Below are 23,341 nucleotides of genomic sequence, written 5' to 3'. Positions count from 1 at the left end.
TATCAAGAACAATCGAGTAATCTCTGATGGCATAACTACCTCCACAAAAGTCTTTTTAACGGCCATCACCTATTGGGAATCAGAAGAGACCGCACTAATGCGGGTTGGACCCTGAAGAAATATGTTGGATACCATGCACCGACCGACTGAGGCTCGTTCTCCACCTGCCAAAGTTGCGAGCGAGCCAATGAGGTTGAACCGAACCTTTCAGCCCGACTTGGGACTGTTGCCTGTCGGTGTGGTTGTGACACAGACTGGTAGCAGGAGCAATGTAAGCTTTACCCAAAAAATCGGGCTGGCAAATATGTCACAAGATATGGCATCACGTCAAGACCAAATCGACCAGCTCGTAGAGTTCGTAAATAAATCAGGAAAGGTGTCTGTGTCGGACATCGCTGATGAACTCGACATCAGCCACAGTTACGCCTATTCGCTCGCTATGGACGCTATGGAAGAAGACAGAATCGACGGAGACCGAAATACTCCAGTTATCGGTTATGTCTTCGAGCGAAATGACGACGATAGCGATTTAGAGGTTCTAACGAGCCGAAAGGGGCTACTCTGGGCAGTCAAGAAGTATGCTCCTGAACGACTTAGCGAGGCACGCTCGAAGAAGACACTGAAAAGTCTTCGCCGGTTCGTCCGAAATCAAATCGCGGATGGGACCGTTCCAGTGAACTGGGCATGGAGACTTTACCCCGCCTAAGCTGAACATGAGGGGGCGGGAAGCTTTGGTGGCTATTCTTACCGCCCCATTTGTAGCAGTTCTTTTCAGGGCTTTGGAACAGATAATGTCTATAACTTTTATGACACTTCGGCCACGAACAAGTGGGCAGTGGGGTCAAGTTATGGATTCGGTGTTCCACTCGTGGAAGCTGTCTTGGACTCTCCTGAACTTGGCTTCCAATCTCGAATACCTCATGGCATGGATTGCTCTTGCTTTTCTCGTTGTGGGGTTCCTCCGAGGGTTTCTCAACAATGGTTCTTTTTGACTTTTTTGTGCTTCGACAAGTGTTCCTGTCTTCAACATTGGTTAGTTGGATTCCTGAAGAGGTGCGGAAGCCTCGAGATGAAGCGGCCCACTCAATCGCTCCCTGCATGGCTTCGGCTTCAGACATATCGTCAACCCCAGAGACATGCGGAATTTGCGTAGCGACGTAACGGGAGAGCTTTGAGACTGTCCCTCGCTCCCGGTCGGTCTTGCCGATGGGCTTCAAATCCTGCGATGGGATAGTGTTGACCTTGACGGCATCCTCGAGCGGGTGTTGTTCTTGGCTCGCTATATCACAATTGTTGATGAATGACTCGACAGCAGGTGCAAAAGTGTCGGGTGAGGGATTGCCGTCAATCCACATGACAATGTGCCAATGGCTAACGCCTTGGTCCGTCGCTCCCCGGACAGCGGCATACTCAAACTTGTACTCCCGAAGGTGGTAGCGGAGCGTAGCAAAGACGTTGCTCAGAGGTTCGGTAAGAGCTTCAGTATGCTCGAGGGGGGTAATCCACTCCCCGCCGAAGACGGGGTTGGCAGTGAGTGTGAGCATGGCCACTGTTGGGTTATCGTACTCCTGTCGGAGTTGTCTATCAGTGGACAGCAAAGCACCGTAGCGCCGTCTTGCTCGCCCGAGAAGGGTTCCCGATGTATACCTCTCGTTAGCGGCTTCCCCCGCTCTGTGGGCCTTGTAGACGTCTGTCGCTTCGGCAAGGGTCAACCCTGCAAGCTCCTTGACGGTAAGGTCAACTGGTGAGTCTTCGGCCAGTAACTGCGTTTCGCTTCGGGGAGTACCAATTTTTGCGCTTGGACAAGTATGCCCGTCGCTATCAGGAGACGGTAAACACACGCCGCCCTCGTACTCTCCGCTGGTCGTTACTTCATGGTCCATATAGAATTAGTTCGTCTGGGGTTGCGCCGCGTGTGTTTACTCGTCTTTGTTCAAGTAGTGGCGAAGGTATCGCCGCAGGTACTCACTGAACGCAGAGTTACCTGCGTAGGTCCCTCGTGCATTTTTGTCATCGTGCAATGGTGTTTGCGCGAATTTCTCTCGGAGGTCTTGGTATTGGCCCTCGGGAAAGAGAATCGTAATACTCCGACTGTACTCCCGCGACGATGGGGGCGTTGCATCATAATCACTCATATCAATCTCGACAGGTTCTTCGAGAAGTTGACGGATGTACTCAGCCGTAGGATGGTTGTTCTCGTACGTATCTTGGTTATCTTCGGCGAGAGGGGACGCACGAAATTCGTCAGAGAGAGTGTTAAACTCATCAACAGTAAGATAAATACAAGTCCTCCTCGGTCCAGAGGCAACAGTTGTATCACTACTCATCCGTCTCACCCTCATTAAGTACTTGGTCGGTCAGAGCCTCAATAACGTCGCTGAACCGGGCGGACTCTGCTCCATACATCTCGAGTTTTGCACGTTGCAGTTTCTTGTGAACTTTCGGCGTAACTTTGATGTCTTTCTCTAAGTCAGTCATGTTGTTTAGCCAACGGGATGTCTTATTTTTCTCCGACTCCCGCTCACTTATAGTGATAAGAAGAGCCCCTTTTTAAAAGAAATAAAATTCATAATTATAGTATATTAATGATGGGGCCGGTAGTCAAAGCCAGAGATATGACTTTAAGTTGCTAAATTGAAACAACCCCCACCCACCCCAATTCCCCCGATTTCGGTAATAAATGGCTTGGAATGGCCGAAAACGAGGGGGCCGGAGCCTTCTTTACCCCCATGACGTCCCTGACTTTCCCAAGAAAATATGATTTACTTTGATTAAGTTTTCGAGGAGTTCGTGTGTTGACTATTCCTGCCGTCCGGGTCCGTCATCCCTGTAGTGGTTTAGGATGTACTCATTATCATCGTGGAGATATGTTTCCTCAGTCACGGAGACTGATGAGTGACCCATCGCCTTCGCCAGAGCGTAAATATCCCAACCGTTTGACTTGGCGGCCATCGCAAAACTATGCCTCAGAACGTGAGCAGTCACTTTAGCACGCTCCTCCCCGGCTCGGTTTGTCATCCTCGTTCCTTGGATTCCAGCGTTATCAGCGGCTTCAACAACTACATCATTGAAGGTCTGTCCTGAGATGTGTTTACTCCGGTTGCTCGGGAATAGATAGTCACTTTCCGAAGCCATTGCAACGGTCGGACGAACTGTATCAATCCAATGGCTCATAAGAGCGTCAAGTGTGGATTGGTAACCGACCTTTCGCTCCTCGCCGTTCTTCGCGTTCTCGGGCGGGATTGTGATAACACGGTTCTGAAAGTCCACATGCTCGAGTTCGATTTGAACGAGTTCGTTCCTTCGCATCCCGGTTTGGAAGCAAAGTCGTACAAGAAGCTCATTTCGAGTGTACGGCTTCGGAACATTCTCAGCTACCTGCCTTACGTCATTTGGTTCAAGAAACCAAACTCCATCATCTCGGCTTTCTCTGGCATTGAGAGCGTCTTTGTACGGCTTAATTTCCTTCAGCTTCGGCAATTCTTCAACAGGATTCCCATTGAGGGGCACGTCTATCCGCTTGCCGTTAAGCCGCTCAGCTTCGGTGAAAAACTCACCAAGAGCGGCATGACGGATATTTACCGACGAAACAGAGTATCCATCATATATCATGTCGATGATGCAATCCTCTATGTCAAGCTCGTCCGCCTCAAAGAGGCTCTTGCCATCCAACCACTCGCGGAACTGGCGGCAATGCCGCTCATACTCTTGAAATGTAGATTTGCCTTTTTTCCGCTCAAGTCTCTTGATGACCTTCCACTCATCTTCGTCCTGCCAGCGGTCAGTGAGGGTTTCTAACCCAGTCATTCTTTCTTCCAGTAGTAAATCTGGCTGTCACTCGACTTACTATCTACAAGACCTGTGACGCTCTCAAGACGTTGAAGGGCATCCCTCACATCAGCCTCGTTGGAACCCAGTTGTTCGGAAATCCCTTCAGGAGTAGCGGCCCACTCGTCAAAGTCTGCGTCATTGTAGACGTGTGACCCTGTGGAATCGGGGTTAGGAACAAGAGCCGATTCCGGCGGAGTCGGAAGGAAAGACAAGACGGCCTTCTGCATGTCAAACCCTTCTGTGACTTCTGAATCATGCTCCAGCGTAGAAATCCGGGCTTGCACCGTGTCAAGAGTATCGTGAATCTGGTTGACGCTCTCAATCAACTCACCTATCCGCTCATCTTCTTTGGGGACATGCGCGTCATCTAACTCCGACTCAGTATTCATCTCGTTATGAACAGAAAGCCGGATTAGGTGGCTCAAGTTCCCCGCTTCCGGGTGTTCCTCAGCATACTTTTTCCATTCCTCTTTCGTGTCCGGTTCAACCTTCAGCGTGATGTGTTCCCAATCAGTCATGGTGATGTTGTTAGTCCCCGTTGTCTTGGGTGTTACGAGGTAATACTAAGGAGACACCAACTCGATCTTCGCGCTGTTCGCGCTCGTCTCGCTCGGACAGCCCCGAACCGGCGTCATGATCGCATTCGACAACGTGAACGCACCGCTCGACGTGCCGATATTGCTCTCGAGTATTGTCATCGCCGGACTGGCCGGTTTCGTCCTCGTGATCGTGCTGGGTGACGCGTATCTCGAGTTCGTGGGACGTCTCGCCTACTGGAAGATCTCGGTGGTGGTCCTCGGGCTGTTGCTCGCGCTTTCCTATCTGTTCACCGGACTCGTCGGTATCGGCGTGTTCGTCGTCGCGACCGCGGTCGGACTGGTTCCGGTCCGCCTTCGGGCGCGCCGCGTGCACCTGATGGGCGTGCTCATCGGGCCGCTGATGCTGGGGCTATGAGGGGCCGCGGTCGCTTCTCAGGCCCGTAGACCAACACGAACGATTATGTTCGTAATCCGTGTAGTACGACGGGGATCACAACCATGGTTGATGCTAGCATCGAGGTCCTGTATCGCGGGGCGCTCGAGTGCGACCAGAACTACATGATCGAGGGGGAAACGCTCGGCACGAAAGACGAGCCGAACCCGGACCTGAGCTACGACGAGATTCCCGTCTGGAACCTCGTCATCGACCACCCCGAGGGAACAATTCTCTGGGATACCGGCTCGCACCACGACGCCCTCGAGGGCCACTGGCCCGAAGGGCTCAAACAGGCGTTTTACCCGTACGACGCGCACGAACACCCGCTCGACGAGGTTCTCGAGGAGAACGGCTACGGACTCGAGGACATCGATTACGTGTTCCAGACGCACCTGCACTTAGACCACGCGGGCGGGCTGGAGTTTTTCGACGGTACTGACGTCCCGATTTTCGTCCACGAACGTGAACTCAAGTTCGCCTACTACAGCGCGAAGACCGACAAGGGAAGCGGCGCGTACATCCTCGAGGACTTCGATCACGACCTGAACTGGCGGGTCCTCCACCGCGATCGCGAACGGCACTTCGATGACGTCGAGTTCGTTCGCTTCCCCGGACACACACCGGGTCTGACCGGGACGGTGATCCACCTCGACGACGAGGGAACGATCGTCTTTACGGGCGATCAGGTCTATCAGGCACCGAACTACGAGGACGAGCAACCGCTCGGCGCGTCGCTGCTCTGGGGCAAAACCGAGTGGTACGAGAGCCTCAGACGAATCGAGAAATTCGAGCGACGCAATGACGCGGAGATCGTCTACGGTCACGACGCAGATCAGTTCGAGCAGATCCGTGAGGGGTGGGGGCGGTGAGTTACGATCGATCGGTTTCCGCGGAGCAACATGCGCTCGAGACCGAGACCGTCTGGCACCTACAGATGCCCCAGATCCGATTCGGCCGGGACGCCGTCGAAGAACTTGGGTTCCAGCTTCGGGACCTCGGCGTCGAAGCGGGCGCGCGCGGACTGGTCGTCACCGACGAGAACCTCGTCGACATCGGGCACGTCGATCGAGTCACGGACCACCTCGAGGACGCCGGATACGACGCGACCGTCTGGGACGGCGTCGAACGCGAGCCGTCGCTCGAGGTCGTCAGCGAGTGCATCTCGTTCGTTCGCGAGAACGAAGGCGAGGACGGGTACGATTTCTACCTCGGGTTCGGGGGCGGGAGCTGCATCGACGTTGCAAAAACGACGCGCGCCGTGATCGCCAACGGCGGCGAAGCGCTCGATTACATCGCCGAACCGACGGGGAACGGCGAGGCGCTGACCGAGTCGGGACCGCCGCTCGTCCTCATGCCGACGACCGCCGGGACCGGCGCCGAAATCTCGCCCGTCGCGATCCTCTCCGTCGAGGAAAAGGAGATCAAAGAGGGCATCTCGAGCAACCACGTCCGCGCCGACGCGGCCGTGCTCGACCCGACGTTCACGACGACGCTGCCGCCCGAAATGACGGCCAAGACCGCGATGGACGCGCTCGGTCACGCCATCGAGGGCTACACGACCCACCCCTTCGACGGGTTGCTCCGCGCGACGGACCCGCAGGAACGGCCGGTCTACGCCGGCCGAACGGAGCTCACCGAGATGTTCTCCGAGAAGGCGATCGACCTGCTCTCGAGCAACGTTCGGACCGCCGTCCACAACGGCGACGATATAGAGGCTCGGGCGGCCATGCTCAAGGGCGCGCTGTTCGGCGCGATCGCGGGGCTCACCGCGGGCGCGAGTCTCTGTCACGCGATGGCCTACCCGGTCGGGAACCGCTATCACACGTACCACGGCGAGACGATCGCCGTCCTCACGCCGGCCTCGACGCTCGGGTACAACGCCGCGAGCGACCCGGAGCGGTTCGCGGAAGTGAGCAGGCTACTCGGCGTCGACACGGACGGCCTTGGCGCCCGAGAAGCGGCCGATCTCGCTCGCGAGGAGTACGTTCGGCTTCAGCAAGATCTGAACGTCATCCCGAGCGGGCTCAACGAACTCGCGGGGATCGACGAGGAAGATATCGACTGGCTCGCGAGCCAGACCGTCGAAACCCAGCAGCGACTGCTCCGGTGTAACCCGCGGCCCGTGACGGAGGACGACGTGGCCGCGATATTCCGAGACGCGCTGTACAACTGGGAGTAGGGGAGTCTCGTTGCAGTCGTCCGGCGTCGGAAACGGGACACCGGCAGGACGTGCCGAGGTCCAGCACCGGTTTACGTCCCGACGCCCTATCCGGGGTATAATGAAGGACAGCATTCTGGACACCATTGGATCGCCGCTCGTCCAGGTCGACTCGCAGGAGGGGGTGACGGTCGCCGCCAAGATCGAATCGTTCAACCCGGGCGGGTCGGCCAAGGATCGACCGGCGCTCGAGATGGTCCGCGCGGCCGAACGCGAGGGGGCCATCGAACCGGGCGATCGTCTCGTCGAGCCAACCAGCGGCAACACCGGGATCGGGCTCGCGCTCGTCTGTGCCGCTCGCGACTACGATCTCACGATCGTGATGCCGGCCTCGAAGTCCGAAGAGCGACGGCAGATTATGTCGGCCTACGGTGCCGACCTCGAACTCGTCGACGGCGAGATGGAAGACGCCCGCGAGCGCGCGGACGAACTCGAGGCCGAGGGCGCGATCCAGCTCGGTCAGTTCGAAAACCCGGCCAACCCGGAGGCCCACTACCGGACGACCGGCGAGGAGATCGTCGAACAAGTCGGCGAGCGGGAGGTCGACGCCTTCGTCGCCGGCGTCGGCACCGGCGGCACGCTCTCCGGTGCCGGTCGACGGCTCCGCGAGGAGTTTCCCGACGTCGATATCGTCGCCGTCGAGCCGGAGCGAAACGCCGTCCTTTCGACGGGCGAGGCCGGGAACGACGACTTCCAGGGAATGGGGCCGGGATTCGTCAGCGACAACCTCGAGCGGGACCTGATCGATTCGATCGAGACGGTGCGACTCGAGGACGCCGAAGACGAGTGCCGTCGGCTCGCGCGCGAGGAGGGCGTCCTCGTCGGCCAGTCAAGCGGCGCGACGAGCATCGTCGCCCGTCGCGTCGGCGAACGAATCGCCGCCCCAGACGCCGACGACGATCCGCTGGTCGTCACCGTCTTCTGGGACAGCGGCGAGCGGTACCTCTCGACCGGGCTGTTCGACTGACGGAACTCGCTCGCGCCCGCTGGTGTCGGATCGATCGGCTCTCGAACATCCGCTTCGTTCGCGAGTTCACCGTCGAGGGAGTGGACGAGACGGGATCGATGGATGAAAGACGCCTTTTAGCTAGCCAGAGATACATATCCCCGAGCGGTGTAGGGGGAGTTACGATGACACGATCCTCACGACGACACCTCCTCGCGGGCGGCGCCGGACTGATCGCGCTCACCGCGGGCTGTCTCGACAGCAGCGGGCTGGCCGCCTCTCCGGGTCCGGGAGACGCCGACAACGAAACGAGCGACGACGAAGCCGACAACGATGACAGCGAAGCCGAGTCGAGCGACGACAGCGACGACAAGGGCGACGATGATCTCGAGTCGACGACCACTGCGTTCCAGCACGGCGACCGACCGGAAGATCCCACGATCGACCTGTTGACGAGCGAAGACCAGGCGGACCGGTGGGTTTCGGATCGATCGATCGGCGACGCCGTTTCCGAGTTCGTCGACGAGACGGACTTCGAGGAGGCGGGCGTGATCGCGCTCGAGGCCGGGGCGAACACCACGTGCTACGAACTCGCGGTCGAATCTGTCGGTCTCGAGGACGAGACGGTGACCGTTCACGCCGAAGTCACCGAGACTGACGAGAACCAGATGTGCGCCCAGCAACTCACGGCGGTCGGCGCGTTCGTTCGCGCGTCGATCGGCGGTGAGCAACCCGACTCGATTTCGACCACGATCGTCGATGCCGACGGGAACGAGTACGGACGCGGAGCCAGCGTGTCGAGCAACAGTGCAAGCGCGAGCGCGTCCAAGTCCGTCTCGACGAATCGATCCGAGGAGGAGAGCGGTTCCGACGGCGACTCGGGGACCGACACCGCGTCCGACTAGTCGGTCCTCGCTCTCGATCTCGAGAGTAGTTCCGTTCCGGAGTCCGATCTCAGGCGCTGGTGCCGTTCTCGGCGTCGGATCCTTTCTCGGCGGTAGTACCGTTCTCGAGAAAGTCCTGTAGGCACTCTCCGAACTCGGCGGGTCGCTCGCGTGGAACCCAGTGCCCGCAGTTCTCGAGGAGTTCGAGTCGCGAGTCGGGGAGCAGTTCGTGAGCCCGCTTCGACCAGCGGACGGGAAAGAGCGGATCGTCGACGCCGTGGACGAGTAGCGTCGGCACCGATAGCGACTCGAGGTCGTCCGTAAAGTCCGTCCGGGCGTCGCCCTCGGCGGTTATCTCCGCGCGTTGGAACGCCTCGAAGGCGGTCCCGGCACCGGGTTCGCTCGCTCGAGCACGAAACGCGTCGACGAACGCTGGCTCGAGCGCGCCGGCGTCGGCGACGACGGCGTCCAGCGCGAATCTCGCGGTCTCCGCGGAGAGTCCCGTCGCGAGCCATCCGAGCGAGTTCGCGCCGGGAACGTGCGCCGTCCCCTTGAAAAACTGTCCGCCCGGAATCCGTTTTCCGAGGCCGTAACTATCGACGAGCGCGAGTTTGGCGACGGTTTCTGCGTGCTCGAGTGCGTACCCGAGCGCCGCGGCGCCGCCCATCGAGATGCCGACGAGGGTAACCGGCTCGTCCGCGAGGCCGGTTTCGTCGAGAAACCCCTCGAGGACGGAGACGTAGCTCTCGATCGTCTGTTCGCCGATGGGGGCGCCGTTCCCGCCGGTAACGACGCTGTCGCCGTACCCCGGCCAGTCCGGCGCGTAGACTCGGTAGTCGTCGGCGAGAGCGTCGATGGCGTGTTTCCACGAGAGCGTCGCGTCGTCGACGCCGCCGCCGTGGAGCAAGACGACGGGGTCGCCGCCGGTCCCGGCGCGGCGGTAGCTGAGACGAGTCTTCGATCGGCCGTCTTCCCCGTCCGACCGAATCGTCACGACGCCGGTACCGCCCGTCATTGGGTGAACTCCGCTTCGGTGAGTCGGACGACGAGGGTCTCCTCGACGTCCCGGAGGTCGTATTCGGGCAGGTCGCCGTCGGTTCGGCGAACGTACAGCGGTTCGACCAGCCGTTGCGGGCCGAACGCAGTCGCGACGCCACGATCCGACGACCGTTCGCTCGGTTCCTCGGTTGATTCGTCGGCTGACTCGTCAGTCGACTCGAGTTCGGGAGCAGCCGAGCCAGGGTGACCGGACCCGTCCTCGTCAGCCTCGTCGTCGGGCGAACCGGAGCCCGGGCCTCGCGCCGTGTCCTCCTCTTCGGAAGTATCGGGCCGTTCGAGCCCGTAGACTTTGCAAAACTCGCCGGTCTCTTCGGGGTCGACGTCGCCGTTTCGGAGCTGTTCAGCTAACCCGCGCGAGAGCCACTCCTCGTCGTCGATGCTCGGTTCCTGTACGAGACACTCCTCGACGAACCGAGTGAGGTACCACTGCAGGTCGTTGAGCAACGAGACGGCTGCGCCGACGCTGACGGTTCGGACGGCGAGTGCGTTCTCGAACGGGCGCTCGAGATCGTACGTCGCCAGCGCTTCCCTGGACGTCTCTCGAGAGAGCAGTTCGTACTGGAGGTTCACACCGTCTTCCCCGATGAGACAGACGCGGGTCACTGGTGTGTTGTGCGTGGGACTCGGTAATGTGGGTTTCGCCTCCGCGTCGCGCTCGCGCGATCGATTCGATCGCCTCATCGCTTCCGATCCGAAAACCGCAGCGTCACTGGGTCGTCGCCCGCGGTCTCTGCGCTTCGGCGCGCGGACTCGCGAGGACGTGCTCGACGTCGCCGCGGGCCTCCGCAACGTCGACGATCAGTTCCGTGAGATCGACGAGCCCGCTCACGTAGGCGTCGCGTCGCTCGCGATGTCGGGCGCGCGCGTTCCCGTCCCGGAGCACCTCGAGTGCGCGGCCTCTGACTCGCTCGTAGCGATCGCACTCCTCGAGCAGGCCGACGTCCGCGAGCGCGGCGAACTCGCCGAACTCGCGGTCTTCGGTGCCGCCGTAGCGGATCGCCGGCGTTCCGAGCAATCCCGCCTCGGTGACGATCGTTCCCGTGTCCGCGACCAGCAGGTGTGCCTCGCGGATCGCGTCGTGGAGCAGCGCCGGATGGAGGTCGTACTCGCGCGCCGGGAGGTTTCGAAAGTCCATCGTCCCGGCTTCGTCGGAGACGAAGACGGTCGCCTCCTCCGAGAGCGCCTCGAGGAGATCCCGGCGCTGTGTCAGCGAAAAGCCCGCCGCGCCGACGTCGTGAAGCGCGTCGAAGGCGTTGAACCGGACGATCGCGTACCGCTCGTCGTCGTCGACGCCCAGGCGGTCGCGAATGTCCGGTATCGGCTCGTAGACCGCCGGATGCAGGTACGCACACTCTTTGAACCCGTCGAAGGTGTAGTGAGCCGGTCCGAGATCTCGTCGCGTCGCGTGGGGGGTGATGATCGCGTCGGCGAACGGCCGGGAGACGGTGTGGTTGAAGTCGCCCGGTTCGTCGTCGAGCAACAGGACGGTAGGAGTCGAAGTGACGAGCCCCGAAAACGCGGCGTAGGGTCCGCGACCGAAGAGGACGTCGGGCTCGAACCGTCGGGCCTCGAGTGCAATGTCTGCAAGTTGACCGGTGAGTTCGCGCGCGAACTCGAGTCGGGAGTATGCGGTTGCTTCGTGACTGCCGTACACTCCGTACGTGATACCAAAAAAATCCAGAAGGTCGGTTGTGCATCCATACTCGCGGGCCAATACGAGCACGTCGTGCCCTCGGTCGACGAGCCGATCGATAGCGTTTCTGTACGTGTGGACGTGTGCCGGCGTATTCGTGAAGACGAGAACCCGCATCGCCTCCCCGTTGCCGCTATCGACCCTTTGTAATTAGAATGGTACAACTGACGGTACCTGTTCCTATCAAAAATACATACATTAGCGGGCCGCTATATGTGCGTAGCCTCCCCGAAACGATCGAGTAACTGTTACATACATCCGGCTAGCCGTCGCATACGATCGTAGCCGAAAGCGGGTCGATAGCCTCGGAGACGCGACAGTCGAAGACGGCGACCGAACTATGATACTGCAAGGATGGGATTTCCCACAGATAGATTACGTGTTCGGTCGCGGTTCAACCGCGGTTCGATCACGGTTCGACCAGATCCGCGTCGTCGGCCGCCGCCGTCGCTCGCTCGAGCAGGCCATCAGGTTCGACCGCCAGAAGGCGCTCGAGTTGCGCGTTGGTTTCGGCTCGATCGGGCGCGACTCGGTTACAGCCCGCGTCGATGGTCGAATCCGAGTAGGTGCCGATCTCGCGGGCCAGCGCGACGATCTCCTGTTTGTCCCGCGTGAGAAGCGGACGGTGGATCGGCAGGTCGGTGACGCGACTGGTGACGCCGAGGTTCTGTGCAGTCTGGCTCGACTTCTGTCCGATCGCTTCGCCGGTCACGATCCCGCTCGCGCCGGTCTGCTCTGCGATTCGTTCGGCGGCCCGATAGAAAAACCGCCGTAGGGATAGCATCCGTCCCGTCTCCATCTCCTCGACGAGCGTCGCCACCGCCTCGCCGCCGGGGACGCGATAGACGCGCAGGTCGAAGTTCGGCGCGTACTGAGAGAGCACGCGAACGGTTTCCATCGCTCGCGCCTCGTGGTCGATCCCGCCGTACTCGCCCAGATCGACGTAGACCGGGACGATCGGCGATCCCCGTTTCATCATCTCGTAGGCGGCGACGGGCGAGTCGATGCCGCCGCTTACCAGCGCGACCATCGGTTCTTGGGAGCCGAGTGGCAGTCCGCCCGGCCCGGAGACCGAATCGAGGTAGACGAACGCCTCCTCCTCGCGGATTTCGACGCCGAACGTGAGGTCCGGATCCTCGAGGTCGACTTCCGGTTCGAACTCGTCTTCGACGGCCTCCCAGACGACCGTGCCGCCCTCTCGAGCGACGTCCTCGCTGGTGTAGGGAAGCTGTTTGTCCGCGCGGTTGACTTCGAGAGCGAACGAGCCGCCGGTGTAGTGGCGACGCGCCGTTTCGTCCAGCACGTCGTAGATCGCCTCACGATCCGGCTCGAGGGTGACGGCGGCGCTGGCGGAGACCACGCCGAACGTCGACGCGGCGGCTTCGACGGCGGCTTCGACGTCCCCCTCGTCGGTTGCGATCAACGGCCGGTGCCAGCGCCGATCGACCGCGCCGGAGACCGATCGATCCTCGAGCGCGGCCTCGAGGTTCTCGACGAGAATCCGAAGCATGTACCGCTTGACGGTCGTGCTTTTGGTGTTTACGTCCCCGTGGCGAACGAGGACGGTGTCGGCTCCTGGCGGGTGCATAGCGTTCGATAGACGCGCCCCGCTATAAGGGGGTTACGAGGCGAGGGAGTCACCGTGATTCGTTCGGACGACGCCTCGCACGGGCGCGACCGAAATCCGATTCGGCGACTCAGACGACCGACTCGTCGACCGTCGGACTGAGGCTTCCCGTGTGCGTGTAGATCCCCGCGACGAGAACGACCGCGCCACAGAGCGGGATGAAAACGCTGAGCGCGTACAGGAAGTCGAACCCGACGGATTGTGCGATCGGGACCGCGATAAGCGGACCGAGTCCGCCGCCGACGTCGCCGAGGACGTTGTTCGTGGCCATCGCGCGCCCCATCCTGTCTTCGGGCGTGAGATCGGCCAGCAGCGCCGTCAGCGGGCCACCGACCCCGCCTTGACCCGCGCCGATGAGGCCACAGGCCGCGACGACGTACCAGAACGAGGGCGCCATCGTCAGGACGACGAAACCGAGACAGTTCGTCAGCAGAAAGCAGACGAGAACGGGAACGCGGGCGCCGACGCTGTCGCTGATGGCACCGCCGGAAATCGTGAACACCGATCCGGAGAGGACCGAGACGGCCATCAGTAGTCCGGAGGTACCCTGCTCCTCGTAGTCGATGGCTGACCCGAACAGTTCGACCGAGAGAGTCAATGACTCGGCCTCGAGGTAGATGACGAGGGTCGAGAAGAGCACGCCCACGTACGCGAAGTAGAGCCCGAAGTTGACCAGCCCGACGGTGACAGCCGGGAGCGTCAACTCGAGGTCTAACGGCGAAACCGATCTATCGTAGGATTCGACGTGCGTTTCCGGGACGATGAAGTAGGCGATGACGCTCGCCAGTCCCGCGAACGCCGCGGCCATCACGAACGCCGCCGCGTTGCTGTACAGTTCGCTGACGAGCCCGCCCAGTACCATCCCCGCCGGGAATCCGAAGGTGATGCCGGCTCGGACGATACCCATGCTGGTGCCGCGCGAAGCGGTTTCGCTGACGTCCGCCGTAATCGTATACGCCGTCGCGAACACGAGCGCGCTCCCGATTCCCCACAGGACCCGCGCGAGAACGAACCAGAACTCGGGAACGTCGGGCACGAACGGAAGCTCCGGGGCGAGGATAGCGACGACGTATCCGAACGTGGCGACGCCCTCGACCGCCAGTCCGGCGATAAAGGGCGTTCGCGTCCCGATTCGGTCGACGAGGATGCCCGCCGGCGCGTTCGCGACCAACCGCGTCCACCGATTCGCCGAGAGAATAACGCCGACCATCACCGCCGAGATGCCCAGCACTTCGCCGAGATTCGGCAGGATGGGGAAGATCACGCCGCCCCCGAACCCGACGAAGAAGGTGCTCGCGACGACGGCGAGCACGACCGCTCGAGGGTTCGGAGTCGAATCGGACACTACCGGGCCACCACGGTATTTCGGTTCGTAACACCGGATTCGGCGGGCGGAATAATGATTATTCCGACCGCGACGTCTCCGCGATACCGCGGCTCAAAAGCGAGTTAAACGGGACAACTCGAGCGTTCAAAACGTCGATAGCTCGCCGTCGATGACGCTGCGGGTGATTTCGGTGACGTTGGCGAGTCGATCGTCGACGATCGCTTCGATCTCGTCTTCGACGTCCGAGAGGACGACGCCGTCGTCGGTGACGACGTGAACGTCCGCGACGTGCGGTTGATCGATCGGTCGACCGATCTGACTGAGCAGTCGCACGCGCAGGTCGCGGATCCCGTCGACGTCCTCGACGACCCGCTCTGCGATGTCGGTCGACAGCAGGTTGTAGATCTTGCCGATGTGATTGACCGGGTTCTTTCCGCTGGTCGCCTCCATCGACATCGAGCGGTTCGGCGAGATGAGACCGTTGGCGCGGTTACCCCGGCCGACGGAGCCATCGTCGCCCTGTTCGGCGGAGGTCCCCGTCACGGTCAGGTAGATCGCGCCCTCGTCGTAGTCGTCGGCGGTGTTGACGTAGACGTTCACGTCGCGGTCCGTGTACTCCGTCGCGATCTCCGCGACGAACTCGCGGACCGAGTCGACGGCGTCGACGTAGGCGTCCATGTTCGGGAGGTACTCGTCGATCATCGCCGCGGCGACGGTCACGTCGATCTGATCGCCCTCGCGTTTGCCCATGATCTTCACGTCGGGGCCCAGATACGGGTTGTCGTCGGCGAACTCCCCGTTGAGCCGACGCTCCGCATTGTAGACGATCTGTTCGGTCTCCGAGAGCGGCGCGTGGCCGACGCCGAAGCTGGTGTCGTTTGCCATCGGAACGGTAACTTCGTCCTCGCCGAAGACCTCCTGTAGATCGCCGCTTCCCTCGCCCAGTTTCACGTCGACGACGATGTCCTCGCCGTAGGTGAGCTGTGGAATTTCGGACTCTATGTACTCCCGTGCGGCTTTGAGCGCGATCGTCTCGGTCGGAATCGTCTGGCCCTCGTAGCGTTTGGTCGCTCGACCGACGATGAGGACGTAGATCGGATCGACGACTTCGCCGCCGCCGAACGCCGGCTCGGCCTCGCCGGCCACGAGTTGGGTCTCGTCGGTGTTAAAGTGCAAGACCGTTCCCACGCGCTCGAGGTATTCGCGCGCCAGCGCGCCGGCGACGTGCTCGGCGATGCCGTCGCAGATCGAATCGGGGTGACCGATCCCCTTTCGCTCGACGATTTCGACTTCCTGATCCTCGACTGCTCGACGGTCGATCGGTTCGACCCTGATGTTCCGCTCGCTCATTGGATGGTCTTGTCCGAGCGTGGTTCTATAACTTGCGGAAACAGTTCTACCCGATAATATGCTCCGCGGTAATCCCCCGCGGATAACTCCTTCGAGAACTCTCCTCGAGCCCCGGAATCCGTCAGTCCTCGAGGAGCAGCCCCAGATACGACGTGCGAACCGTTTCCTCCGCCTCGAGGCCGAGCCGCTCGAGCACCTCGAACGCCCCCTCGCGTGCGGATTCGAGATCGTCGTCGGTGGCGTCGGTCTCGACTTCGACGTATTCGCCGACGCCGTCGACGGCGTCGCAGGTGATCGTGTAGCCCTCGAAGTCGCCGAGTTCGAAGCGCTCGCGTCGCTTGCGAACGGTCGCGGCGGGATCGAACCCGAGGTTTCGAAGCACCGCGTCGAACGCTTGTCCGTCCTCGAGGCCCGTTTCTATCTCCTCGCGGGTCTTGGACTCGTCGTCCACGAGCGGGCCTTTGTACGTCACGACGGCTTCGGGATCCTGTTCGTCGACGGGGCGCTCCCGACGAATCCGGAGCGCCTCGTCGGTTTCGGGGAACGACCGGTGTGGCGCGTCGTAGTACGTGTCCGTCTGGACGACGGCCCCGAGCGAAGTCGCCTCGAGTTCGGTCAATCGATCACGAACCCGCTCGAGATCGGCGGGGACTTTCACTTCGACCTCGTACATGCTCGGCTCGAGGCGGAGCGGCGGTAAGTATCGGTCGTTTCGATCCACGCGTCGGTCCACTCTCCCGAGCCAGCGCTGCCGGCGACGCGCCGGCGCGAAAACGTCGTCCTTAAATGTAGACAGGGGGACGTACAACGTATGACCGAGGATCAAGAGGCCGAGCTCGATGAGCAGGCCGATGACGTCGACGAAGAAAGCGAAGAAGAGACCGCCGAGGGACTCCAGAACGGAGACTTCGTCGAAATCGCCTACACCGCACGCACCGTCGAAGAGGGACAGCTCGTCGATACGACCGACCCGGAAGTCGCCGAAGAAGAAGGCGTCGACGACCAGGACCAGGAGTTCGAGCCGCGAACGATCGTCCTCGGTGAGGGCCACATCTTCGAAGGCGTCGAAGAAGCGATCACCGGCGGCGAAGCCGGTGACGAGGGGTCCGTGACGATTTCCGCCGAAGAGGCCTTCGGCGAGTACGATCCCGACGACGTCCAGACAGTAAGCGCCGACAAGATCGACGAGGACGACCGCTACCCTGGCGCGCACGTCCACATCGACGGCGAACACGGCTACATCAGCACGATCATCGGCGGCCGCGCTCGCGTCGACTTCAACCACCCGCTGGCCGGCGAGGACGTCGAGTACGAGTACGAAATCCTCGAAGAGGTCGACGACCGTGAACAGCAGGCCCAGGGTCTCATCGAGATGTACCTCGACGAAAAGCTCGAGCTCTGGATCGAGACGGACGAGGTCGAAGAGGAAGTCCCCGTCGAACCCGACGAAGACGAAGACGAGGACGCCGAACCGGAGTTCGAGACCGAGACGGTCGAGAAAGAGACGCTCTACATCGAAGCGACGCCACAGCTGTCGATGAACCAGCAGTGGATGTTCTCGAAACAGCAGATCGCACAGGACGTCATCGACAAGATCGGCGTCGACCGCGTCATCGTCCAAGAGACCATCGACGGCATGGGCGGCATGGGCATGCCTGGCATGATGGGCGGCGGCATGGGCGGTATGGGCGGCGGCGACATCGAGGACGCGCTCGAGGACGCCGACGTGGACGCTGACGAGATCGTCGACGAACTCGAAGGCGCAGTCGACGAAGAGTAGCGACGAACTCGACCAACGGACTCGAGACTGATTTTTCGGCACTTCTCCTCCGAGCCAGTGGTTGGTGCTCCTAGGCGATGTCCCGGCTGGTATCGACCTCGACCCCGTCTGTAAGCTCGAGGCTGATCGCCGTCGCCGGTTGCGGCCCGCGCCGACGCTTCGGAACCGCCAGCGTGTGGTCGGGACTCGAACGATCGGTTGCGAGGTCGAGAACGACGTCGGCGGCGTGTTCGGTCCGCGTGCGGTTTTCGGGCTCTGCGATTCCCTTCAGACAGTGCAGGTAGCCGACGCTTCCGGTCGATTCCAGTCGGTCGGCGAGTTCGCCGAGAAACTCGACGTAGGCCGTCGTCTCCGCGCGCTCGAGGACGTCCATCGTATCGACGATCAGATTCGATCCGTCCGGAAGGTCCGCCAGGAAGCGACCGACGTCTTCGAGCGGCGTCTCGTCGCCGATCGATTTCAGGGATGGATCGCCGACTGTCGCGCACGTCGACTCGAGCGCGCGAGCGACGGCGTCGACGGATCGTTCGGTCGTGAGATACACCGTTGGCCGGGCCGACGTGAGTTCGTACAACAGCAGTTCGGACTGGCTCGCCGCGGCGGCGCTGAGGGCGACGAGCGAGCCGGGAGCGATTCCGCCCTCGAGCGTTCTGTCGAGGCTCTCGATGCCGGTCGCGAGCCGACCGGTCGGTCGGTCCCGTTCCGAGGACTCCTGTGAGAGATACCCCTCCGATACCAGCGCGTCGGCCAGCGCGTCGTAGGCGTCGCGAGCGGAACTCGAATCGAGGGGATCGTCCACCGGCGGGACGGTCGCGAGGACCGGCGCGTCGATCCGCTCGTCGTACCGATCCGGCACCGTCTTGGCTCCCGAAAGCACCGTCCCGGCGACGGGCGTCTCGAGTCGACGCGCGATGGCGATCGTCTTGGCCGCGGCTGTCAGGCTCTCGTCAGTGGCGGTAGTTACGACGACGGCGACGTGGGCAGCAGCGAGCGGATCCGCGAGGTCGGGTCCCGCACCCGACGGACAATCGAGGACGATATCGGCCGCTTCGGTGCTCAGTTCCCGGAGTTGTGCTCGCATCGTCGCGGAGCCGGACTCGATCGGTGCCGGGAGGACGCGCGCGTTCGAGTGCTCGGCAACGGGCTGAGCGACGTCGACGAGGGATTCGCTCTGCGGCGATCGATCGACGGTCGGCTCTCGGTCGACGCGAGCGACGGTGTGGAGGTTCGGTAACTGCCGATCCGTATCGACGGCGATCGTACGGTTTCCGGCGCGCTCGAGCGCCTTCGCGAGCCCGAGCGCCGTCGTCGTCTTGCCACAGCCACCTTTCGATCCGGCGATTGCGATCATAGGGGAGATTGGCCTCGGTTTCGTACTTGAACCCTCGCCGGGGGCGACCAGAGAATGGAGGGATTCAAGGTGGACGCAACTGCGTACACGAACGGATGCGACACGATCACCTCATCACGAGCAAACAACTGTCGCGGGCGGATATCGAGACCGTCCTCGATCACGCAGCCGAGATCGACGCCGACAGGTCGGCCGTCGCCGACAAATACGCCGATCGGCTCCTCGGCTTGCTCTTTTTCGAACCGAGCACGCGGACGAAACTCAGCTTCGAGACCGCCATGAAACGTCTCGGCGGGGACGTCATCGACATGGGTTCGGTCGACTCCTCGAGCGTGACCAAAGGCGAGAGCCTCGCGGACACGATCCGCGTTATCGAAGGCTACGCCGACGCGCTCGTTCTTCGCCACCCGAAACAGGGTGCGGCGACGATGGCGAGCGAGTTCGTCGACGTGCCGCTGGTAAACGCCGGGGACGGAGCGGGTCATCACCCGACCCAGACGATGCTCGATCTGTACACAATCAGGGAGAACGCGGGGCTCGACGACCTGACGATCGGCATCATGGGCGACCTGAAATACGGCCGAACCGTCCACTCGCTGGCACATGCGCTCACGAAATTCGACGCACAGCAACACTTCATCAGTCCCGACAGCCTCGCGCTCCCGCGGGAGGTCGTCTACGACCTCCACCAGGAGGGGGCGTCGATCCGAGAACACGACGCCCTCGAGGAGGTCCTGCCCTCGCTCGACGTCCTCTACGTGACGCGGATTCAGCGCGAACGGTTCCCGGACGAAAACGAGTACCAGAAAGTCGCCGGCGAGTACCAGATCGGTCCCGACTCGCTCTCGAGCGCATCGGACGACCTGACGATCATGCATCCGCTGCCCCGGGTCGACGAAATCGCACCCGAAGTCGACGACACCGAGTACGCGGCCTACTTCGAGCAAGCCCACAACGGCGTCCCCGTTCGAATGGCGTTGCTCGATCTCCTCCTAGGTGATTCAGATGAGTAACGACGAACGCGAAAACGACGCACGCGGCGAACCCACCGACTCCGGCGAGACCGACACTCGCGGAACCGGTCACGCACACGACCACGAACTTCGAGTCAGCAAAATCCAGAACGGGACGGTGATCGACCACGTTCGGAGCGGACAGGCGCTGAACGTTCTCGCCGTGCTCGGTATCGACGGGAGCGAGGGCGAGGAGATATCCATCGGGATGAACGTCCCGTCAGACCGATTCGCCAGGAAGGACATAATCAAGGTCGAGGATCGAGAGCTGAGTCAGGACGAGGTGGACGTGCTCACGCTCATCGCGCCCGACGCGACGATCAACATCGTTCGCGAGTACGAAGTCGTCGAAAAGTCCCGCGTCGATCGGCCCGACGTCGTCGAGGGCGTGCTCTCGTGTTCGAACTCGGGGTGTATCACGACCGGCGACGAACCGGTCACCTCGAAGTTCGACGTGCTCGAGGACGCCGTTCGCTGTGCGTACTGCGAGACGATTTTCCGAGAGGACATTCCGGCGTTGATCGACACCTGATCGGTCGGCTACCACTCTGTGACGATCCGCCCTCGTTCTCGAGTGAGCGTGAGGTTCGGTTCGGCGTCGAATCTCGAGGTCGTCGCCTGGATCGAGCCGTAAAATCGGTTCGGCGATGGATCAGGACCCGTGAACTAACAGAAATAATAAATACGTTGTGGCCGTAGTATGAACTGAGTATGTCGCGCACACTCAAAATCTTGGTCGCCCTGTTCGCAATCGCCGTCCTCTGGAAGGTCGTCTCCGGAAGCGGGTCTTCTTCGGAGGTCGAATACGATTTCGAACCGGCTGAGCAGGCCGAGCAGACGGAATAACACGCCAACCAACTCGATCGAATTGGACGAGACTGGTGGGTAGTTCGGACACCGGTCGAACGGTCCGCCGCCAGCAGACTGGAAACCCGAACCGCTTACCCGTGCGGCGTCGTACGAACGACTATGTACGGCGTCGTCACGCGCAACGAAGACGAACTTGACTGGCCGGAGTTCGATCGCGCCTTCTACGAAGTTAAAGACGTGACCGGCAGGTCCGAAGCGCCCGTCGAGAATGCGGTGAACATGGTCTCGTGTTTCGGCGACAACGCGGCGGCCGACGCCGAGCCGTCGCTGGTCCCGGTCGACGACGAGGGAAACGCCGCCACTCGAGACCGGCCCTACTTCGACTGGGCGTACATCTGCCCGACCCGAGAGGAGTACCGCGAGGGCCTGTTCGACATCATCGACGACTGTGTCGCCGCCAACGAGGACGTTCGACTCGACGACATCGGCTTCCCGCGGGCCGAGTACTGTCACTGTGATACCTGTACGACACGGTTCGCGGAGAGCGAGTACGACGACCGCCTCGAGTGGCGCGCGAGCGTTATCACGGAGTTCGTCGCCGAGGCTGCGGATCGAATCCCTGGACGCGTCTACATGACGCTGTATCCCGACCCCTACCCCGGGCATCTCTACGAGCGCGCGGGGATCGACCTCGAAGCGATCGAACCCTTCGTCGACGAGTTCGTCGTTCCGCTGTACGACATGGCGTACTCGACGACCTACTGGCTCGAGACGATCGCGAAGGGGTTCGAAAGCGCGCTCGAGACCCCCTTCAGTATCGAGTTGTACGCCATCAATATCGAGATCGACGATCTCATCGACGCCACGAACGTCGCCGACGCCTACGCCGAGTCGGTGCTCTTCGGGTACGAGGCGAGCAACGGTCGGGCGACGCTGCGACGGATGCGAGCGGACCAGCGGACGGGCGTCTCCCACGGGGAACCGAACGGTTAGTCGGGCCGTCTAGAGGCGGTCGTCATCGTCGTCAGTACGGCTTCTGTCGTCGTCCGTCCGTGTTCTATCGTCTCGCGAGTCGTCGTCCATCAAGCCGCCATCGTCGTCGTCATCGCCCATCAAGCCCCTATCATCATCGTCGTCGAGGATGCCGTCGTCGTCAGTCCGCCTCGAGTCGTCTCCTGCCGTGGAGCCTGCGCCCGCGGTGGTGCCGGTGCTGGCGCCGCCCGTGTCCCCGAGGTCGCCCTCGAGTCGTACTTCGTCGTCGGAGACGCGAGCGACGGCCTGCTCCTGAAGCGGGAACGTCTCCTCGTCGGTGTCTTGCCACCCCAGTTTCGCCTTTATCGTGTCGGTGATACCCGCATCAGGTTTGACGTGTGCGGTCCCGTGTTCGACGTCAGCAACGATCCCGACCTCGTCGCCGTTCTCGTTGACGACGCTCTTTCCCACGTCGTCGTCGGTGAATTGTGCGCACATTGCACTGTCTACCACGGGAGAGATCGGTATGCCGGTAATGCTTGCAAGTGACAGGCGACGCGGCGACCGCTCGTCGCTCCCGACCGCTTCGATCAGACTGGCGACGTGAACCCCGCGTCTCCACGACCAGCGGACGTCTCGAACTCGGCGGTCACGAGCGCGCGGTACGCGCGTCGAAGCTGTTCGGATAACGCCTGGTGTGACACGCCCAGCTCGTCCGATAACTCTTGCATCGTGATTTTGCGTGGGATCTCGAAGTAGCCTCGCTCGACCGCCGCGAGAAGGGTGTGGTACTGCTGTGTCGTCAATCCGTACCGCGTGTGCATCTCGGTCGTCGGGTCGAACAGTCGAACGATCGTCGGCTCGAGACCGACCGAACGAAGGTGCTCGTAGAACGTTGCGATAGCCTCGCGCTCGCGGAATCGAACGCTGAACCGCCACATTCCTTTAGCAGCGCTCGCTGAGAGGACAGTCCCGCCCTCCGCATCGACTATATCGAAGATGTCGATACTTTGGGGATCAAACCCGATATCGAACAGCCATCGGTCGTCTCCGCCGCCGATCTGCGTACACGTTCGGATCGAACTCGCTTCCTCGAGCGCCGACTCGATTTCTGCGGCCGTCGCTCCCGACAACCACAGCGTTCGATTGCTCGAGGCGATCGCCTGCTCCATCTCACAGAAGAGTGCGGGGAGTGCGTCGAAGACATCCCCGAGGCTCGTTTCGGACGCAGCCAGTTCGATATCCGCTATTGAAGCCATACCTCAGGTAGCGCTGAACGCGCAATAACCCCACTTCCAAACATATTAGCACCGTTCGTCCGAAAATTCACCCTGATAGACTGATCGACGGTGGGTCACCGACGGCGCGGGTTCGATCCGTCGGTCCATTCGCCTTTCGCTCGCGTTTTCTGAGTCAGAAATTCCCCGCCGCGAGTTATGTGCCGTATGTGTGAATACCAGTCTACATGACTTTATGGCCATTTAACAGGCTTTCACGAGGACAGC

The 23,341-nt window shown here is 61.4% G+C and carries 24 protein-coding genes and 1 pseudogene; 11 read left to right on the top strand and 14 right to left on the bottom strand.

The window, feature by feature from the left end; translation table 11 throughout:
* Positions 1-244 precede the first annotated feature (244 nt).
* A complete protein-coding gene (locus BM348_RS21220) occupies positions 245-706 on the top strand; it encodes a hypothetical protein (protein ID WP_175507068.1) in 462 nt (153 codons plus the stop codon).
* Here the strand turns inward: BM348_RS21220 and BM348_RS22405 are convergent.
* The 4 genes from BM348_RS22405 to BM348_RS07075 form a co-directional block, all read right to left on the bottom strand.
* Positions 594-1,883 (bottom strand): hypothetical protein, encoded by a 1,290-nt coding sequence (locus BM348_RS22405; protein ID WP_139231157.1) that lies wholly within the window; start codon positions 1,881-1,883, stop codon positions 594-596. The two genes, BM348_RS21220 and BM348_RS22405, sit on opposite strands and share 113 nt — an antisense overlap.
* A 436-nt stretch (positions 1,884-2,319) precedes the next feature.
* Positions 2,320-2,478 (bottom strand): hypothetical protein, encoded by a 159-nt coding sequence (locus BM348_RS21215; RefSeq protein ID WP_175507123.1) that lies wholly within the window; start codon positions 2,476-2,478, stop codon positions 2,320-2,322.
* 321 nt (positions 2,479-2,799) lie between these two features.
* Positions 2,800-3,807 carry a tyrosine-type recombinase/integrase gene (locus BM348_RS07080; protein WP_092903271.1) on the bottom strand — a complete coding sequence of 336 codons (1,008 nt, stop codon included), beginning with the start codon at positions 3,805-3,807 and terminating at the stop codon, positions 2,800-2,802.
* Entirely contained in the window at positions 3,804-4,349 is a 546-nt protein-coding gene (locus tag BM348_RS07075; RefSeq protein WP_092903269.1) for a hypothetical protein, read from the bottom strand. Before BM348_RS07075 ends, BM348_RS07080 begins: the two co-directional genes overlap by 4 nt.
* Positions 4,350-4,407: 58 nt before the next feature.
* On the opposite strand from BM348_RS07075, the pseudogene BM348_RS07070 reads away from it, so the two are divergent.
* The 5 genes and pseudogenes from BM348_RS07070 to BM348_RS07050 form a co-directional block, all read left to right on the top strand.
* Positions 4,408-4,785, top strand: a pseudogene (locus tag BM348_RS07070) (tripartite tricarboxylate transporter permease); the annotation flags it as partial.
* An 83-nt stretch (positions 4,786-4,868) separates the two neighbouring features.
* Positions 4,869-5,675, top strand: a complete 807-nt coding sequence (locus BM348_RS07065) for an N-acyl homoserine lactonase family protein (RefSeq protein ID WP_092903265.1) — start codon at positions 4,869-4,871, stop codon at positions 5,673-5,675.
* Positions 5,672-6,985, top strand: a complete 1,314-nt coding sequence (locus BM348_RS07060) for a hydroxyacid-oxoacid transhydrogenase (RefSeq protein ID WP_092903676.1) — start codon at positions 5,672-5,674, stop codon at positions 6,983-6,985. The genes BM348_RS07065 and BM348_RS07060 overlap by 4 nt, the downstream gene beginning before the upstream one ends.
* A gap of 100 nt (positions 6,986-7,085) precedes the next feature.
* Positions 7,086-7,991 carry a PLP-dependent cysteine synthase family protein gene (locus BM348_RS07055; RefSeq protein ID WP_092903263.1) on the top strand — a complete coding sequence of 302 codons (906 nt, stop codon included), beginning with the start codon at positions 7,086-7,088 and terminating at the stop codon, positions 7,989-7,991.
* A 164-nt stretch (positions 7,992-8,155) separates the two neighbouring features.
* Positions 8,156-8,875, top strand: coding sequence for a hypothetical protein (locus BM348_RS07050; protein WP_092903261.1), 720 nt, complete (start codon positions 8,156-8,158; stop codon positions 8,873-8,875).
* Between the two features lie 49 nt (positions 8,876-8,924).
* On the opposite strand, the gene BM348_RS07045 is transcribed toward BM348_RS07050, so the two are convergent.
* The 7 genes from BM348_RS07045 to cyaB all read right to left on the bottom strand — a co-directional run bounded on the left by BM348_RS07045 (position 8,925) and on the right by cyaB (position 16,583).
* On the bottom strand, positions 8,925-9,869 hold the full coding sequence (locus BM348_RS07045; protein ID WP_092903259.1) for an alpha/beta fold hydrolase: 945 nt from the start codon (positions 9,867-9,869) through the stop codon (positions 8,925-8,927).
* Entirely contained in the window at positions 9,866-10,516 is a 651-nt protein-coding gene (locus BM348_RS07040) for a DUF5804 family protein (protein ID WP_092903257.1), read from the bottom strand. Before BM348_RS07040 ends, BM348_RS07045 begins: the two co-directional genes overlap by 4 nt.
* Before the next feature lie 103 nt (positions 10,517-10,619).
* Positions 10,620-11,723 (bottom strand): DUF354 domain-containing protein, encoded by a 1,104-nt coding sequence (locus BM348_RS07035; protein ID WP_092903255.1) that lies wholly within the window; start codon positions 11,721-11,723, stop codon positions 10,620-10,622.
* A 292-nt stretch (positions 11,724-12,015) separates the two neighbouring features.
* Complete coding sequence (locus BM348_RS07030) at positions 12,016-13,194, bottom strand: tRNA sulfurtransferase (RefSeq protein ID WP_092903253.1); 1,179 nt, start codon at positions 13,192-13,194, stop codon at positions 12,016-12,018.
* Between the two features lie 109 nt (positions 13,195-13,303).
* Positions 13,304-14,578, bottom strand: a complete 1,275-nt coding sequence (locus BM348_RS07025; protein WP_092903251.1) for an MFS transporter — start codon at positions 14,576-14,578, stop codon at positions 13,304-13,306.
* A gap of 126 nt (positions 14,579-14,704) precedes the next feature.
* Entirely contained in the window at positions 14,705-15,910 is a 1,206-nt protein-coding gene (locus tag BM348_RS07020; protein WP_092903249.1) for a methionine adenosyltransferase, read from the bottom strand.
* Between the two features lie 121 nt (positions 15,911-16,031).
* A complete protein-coding gene (gene cyaB / locus BM348_RS07015; RefSeq protein WP_092903674.1) occupies positions 16,032-16,583 on the bottom strand; it encodes a class IV adenylate cyclase in 552 nt (183 codons plus the stop codon).
* A gap of 138 nt (positions 16,584-16,721) precedes the next feature.
* Here cyaB and BM348_RS07010 point away from each other — a divergent pair, with 138 nt between their 5' ends.
* The gene (locus BM348_RS07010) at positions 16,722-17,690 is read left to right on the top strand and encodes an FKBP-type peptidyl-prolyl cis-trans isomerase (protein ID WP_092903247.1); all 969 of its coding nucleotides are present in this window, start codon (positions 16,722-16,724) and stop codon (positions 17,688-17,690) included.
* 70 nt (positions 17,691-17,760) lie between these two features.
* Here the strand turns inward: BM348_RS07010 and BM348_RS07005 are convergent, their stop codons facing one another.
* A complete protein-coding gene (locus tag BM348_RS07005) occupies positions 17,761-19,041 on the bottom strand; it encodes a DUF7125 family protein (RefSeq protein WP_092903245.1) in 1,281 nt (426 codons plus the stop codon).
* Between the two features lie 95 nt (positions 19,042-19,136).
* Here BM348_RS07005 and pyrB point away from each other — a divergent pair, with 95 nt between their 5' ends.
* The 4 genes from pyrB to BM348_RS06990 all read left to right on the top strand — a co-directional run bounded on the left by pyrB (position 19,137) and on the right by BM348_RS06990 (position 21,857).
* Positions 19,137-20,054 carry an aspartate carbamoyltransferase gene (gene pyrB / locus BM348_RS07000; protein WP_092903243.1) on the top strand — a complete coding sequence of 306 codons (918 nt, stop codon included), beginning with the start codon at positions 19,137-19,139 and terminating at the stop codon, positions 20,052-20,054.
* Complete coding sequence (gene pyrI / locus BM348_RS06995; RefSeq protein ID WP_092903240.1) at positions 20,047-20,586, top strand: aspartate carbamoyltransferase regulatory subunit; 540 nt, start codon at positions 20,047-20,049, stop codon at positions 20,584-20,586. Before pyrB ends, pyrI begins: the two co-directional genes overlap by 8 nt.
* A 179-nt stretch (positions 20,587-20,765) precedes the next feature.
* Positions 20,766-20,900 carry a hypothetical protein gene (locus BM348_RS22170; protein ID WP_281244673.1) on the top strand — a complete coding sequence of 45 codons (135 nt, stop codon included), beginning with the start codon at positions 20,766-20,768 and terminating at the stop codon, positions 20,898-20,900.
* A 123-nt stretch (positions 20,901-21,023) separates the two neighbouring features.
* The gene (locus BM348_RS06990) at positions 21,024-21,857 is read left to right on the top strand and encodes a hypothetical protein (RefSeq protein WP_092903238.1); all 834 of its coding nucleotides are present in this window, start codon (positions 21,024-21,026) and stop codon (positions 21,855-21,857) included.
* A gap of 9 nt (positions 21,858-21,866) precedes the next feature.
* Here BM348_RS06990 and BM348_RS06985 read toward each other — a convergent pair whose 3' ends face one another.
* Together BM348_RS06985 and BM348_RS06980 are read right to left on the bottom strand one after the other, a co-directional pair.
* The gene (locus BM348_RS06985; protein ID WP_092903236.1) at positions 21,867-22,334 is read right to left on the bottom strand and encodes a hypothetical protein; all 468 of its coding nucleotides are present in this window, start codon (positions 22,332-22,334) and stop codon (positions 21,867-21,869) included.
* Positions 22,335-22,426: 92 nt separating this feature from the next.
* The gene (locus BM348_RS06980) at positions 22,427-23,095 is read right to left on the bottom strand and encodes a helix-turn-helix domain-containing protein (protein ID WP_092903234.1); all 669 of its coding nucleotides are present in this window, start codon (positions 23,093-23,095) and stop codon (positions 22,427-22,429) included.
* Positions 23,096-23,341 lie beyond the last annotated feature (246 nt).

Origin of the sequence: Halostagnicola kamekurae, assembly GCF_900116205.1 — an archaeon.
Taxonomy (GTDB): Archaea; Halobacteriota; Halobacteria; order Halobacteriales; family Natrialbaceae; genus Halostagnicola; species Halostagnicola kamekurae.
This window is presented reverse-complemented; position numbering and strand designations above follow the sequence as displayed.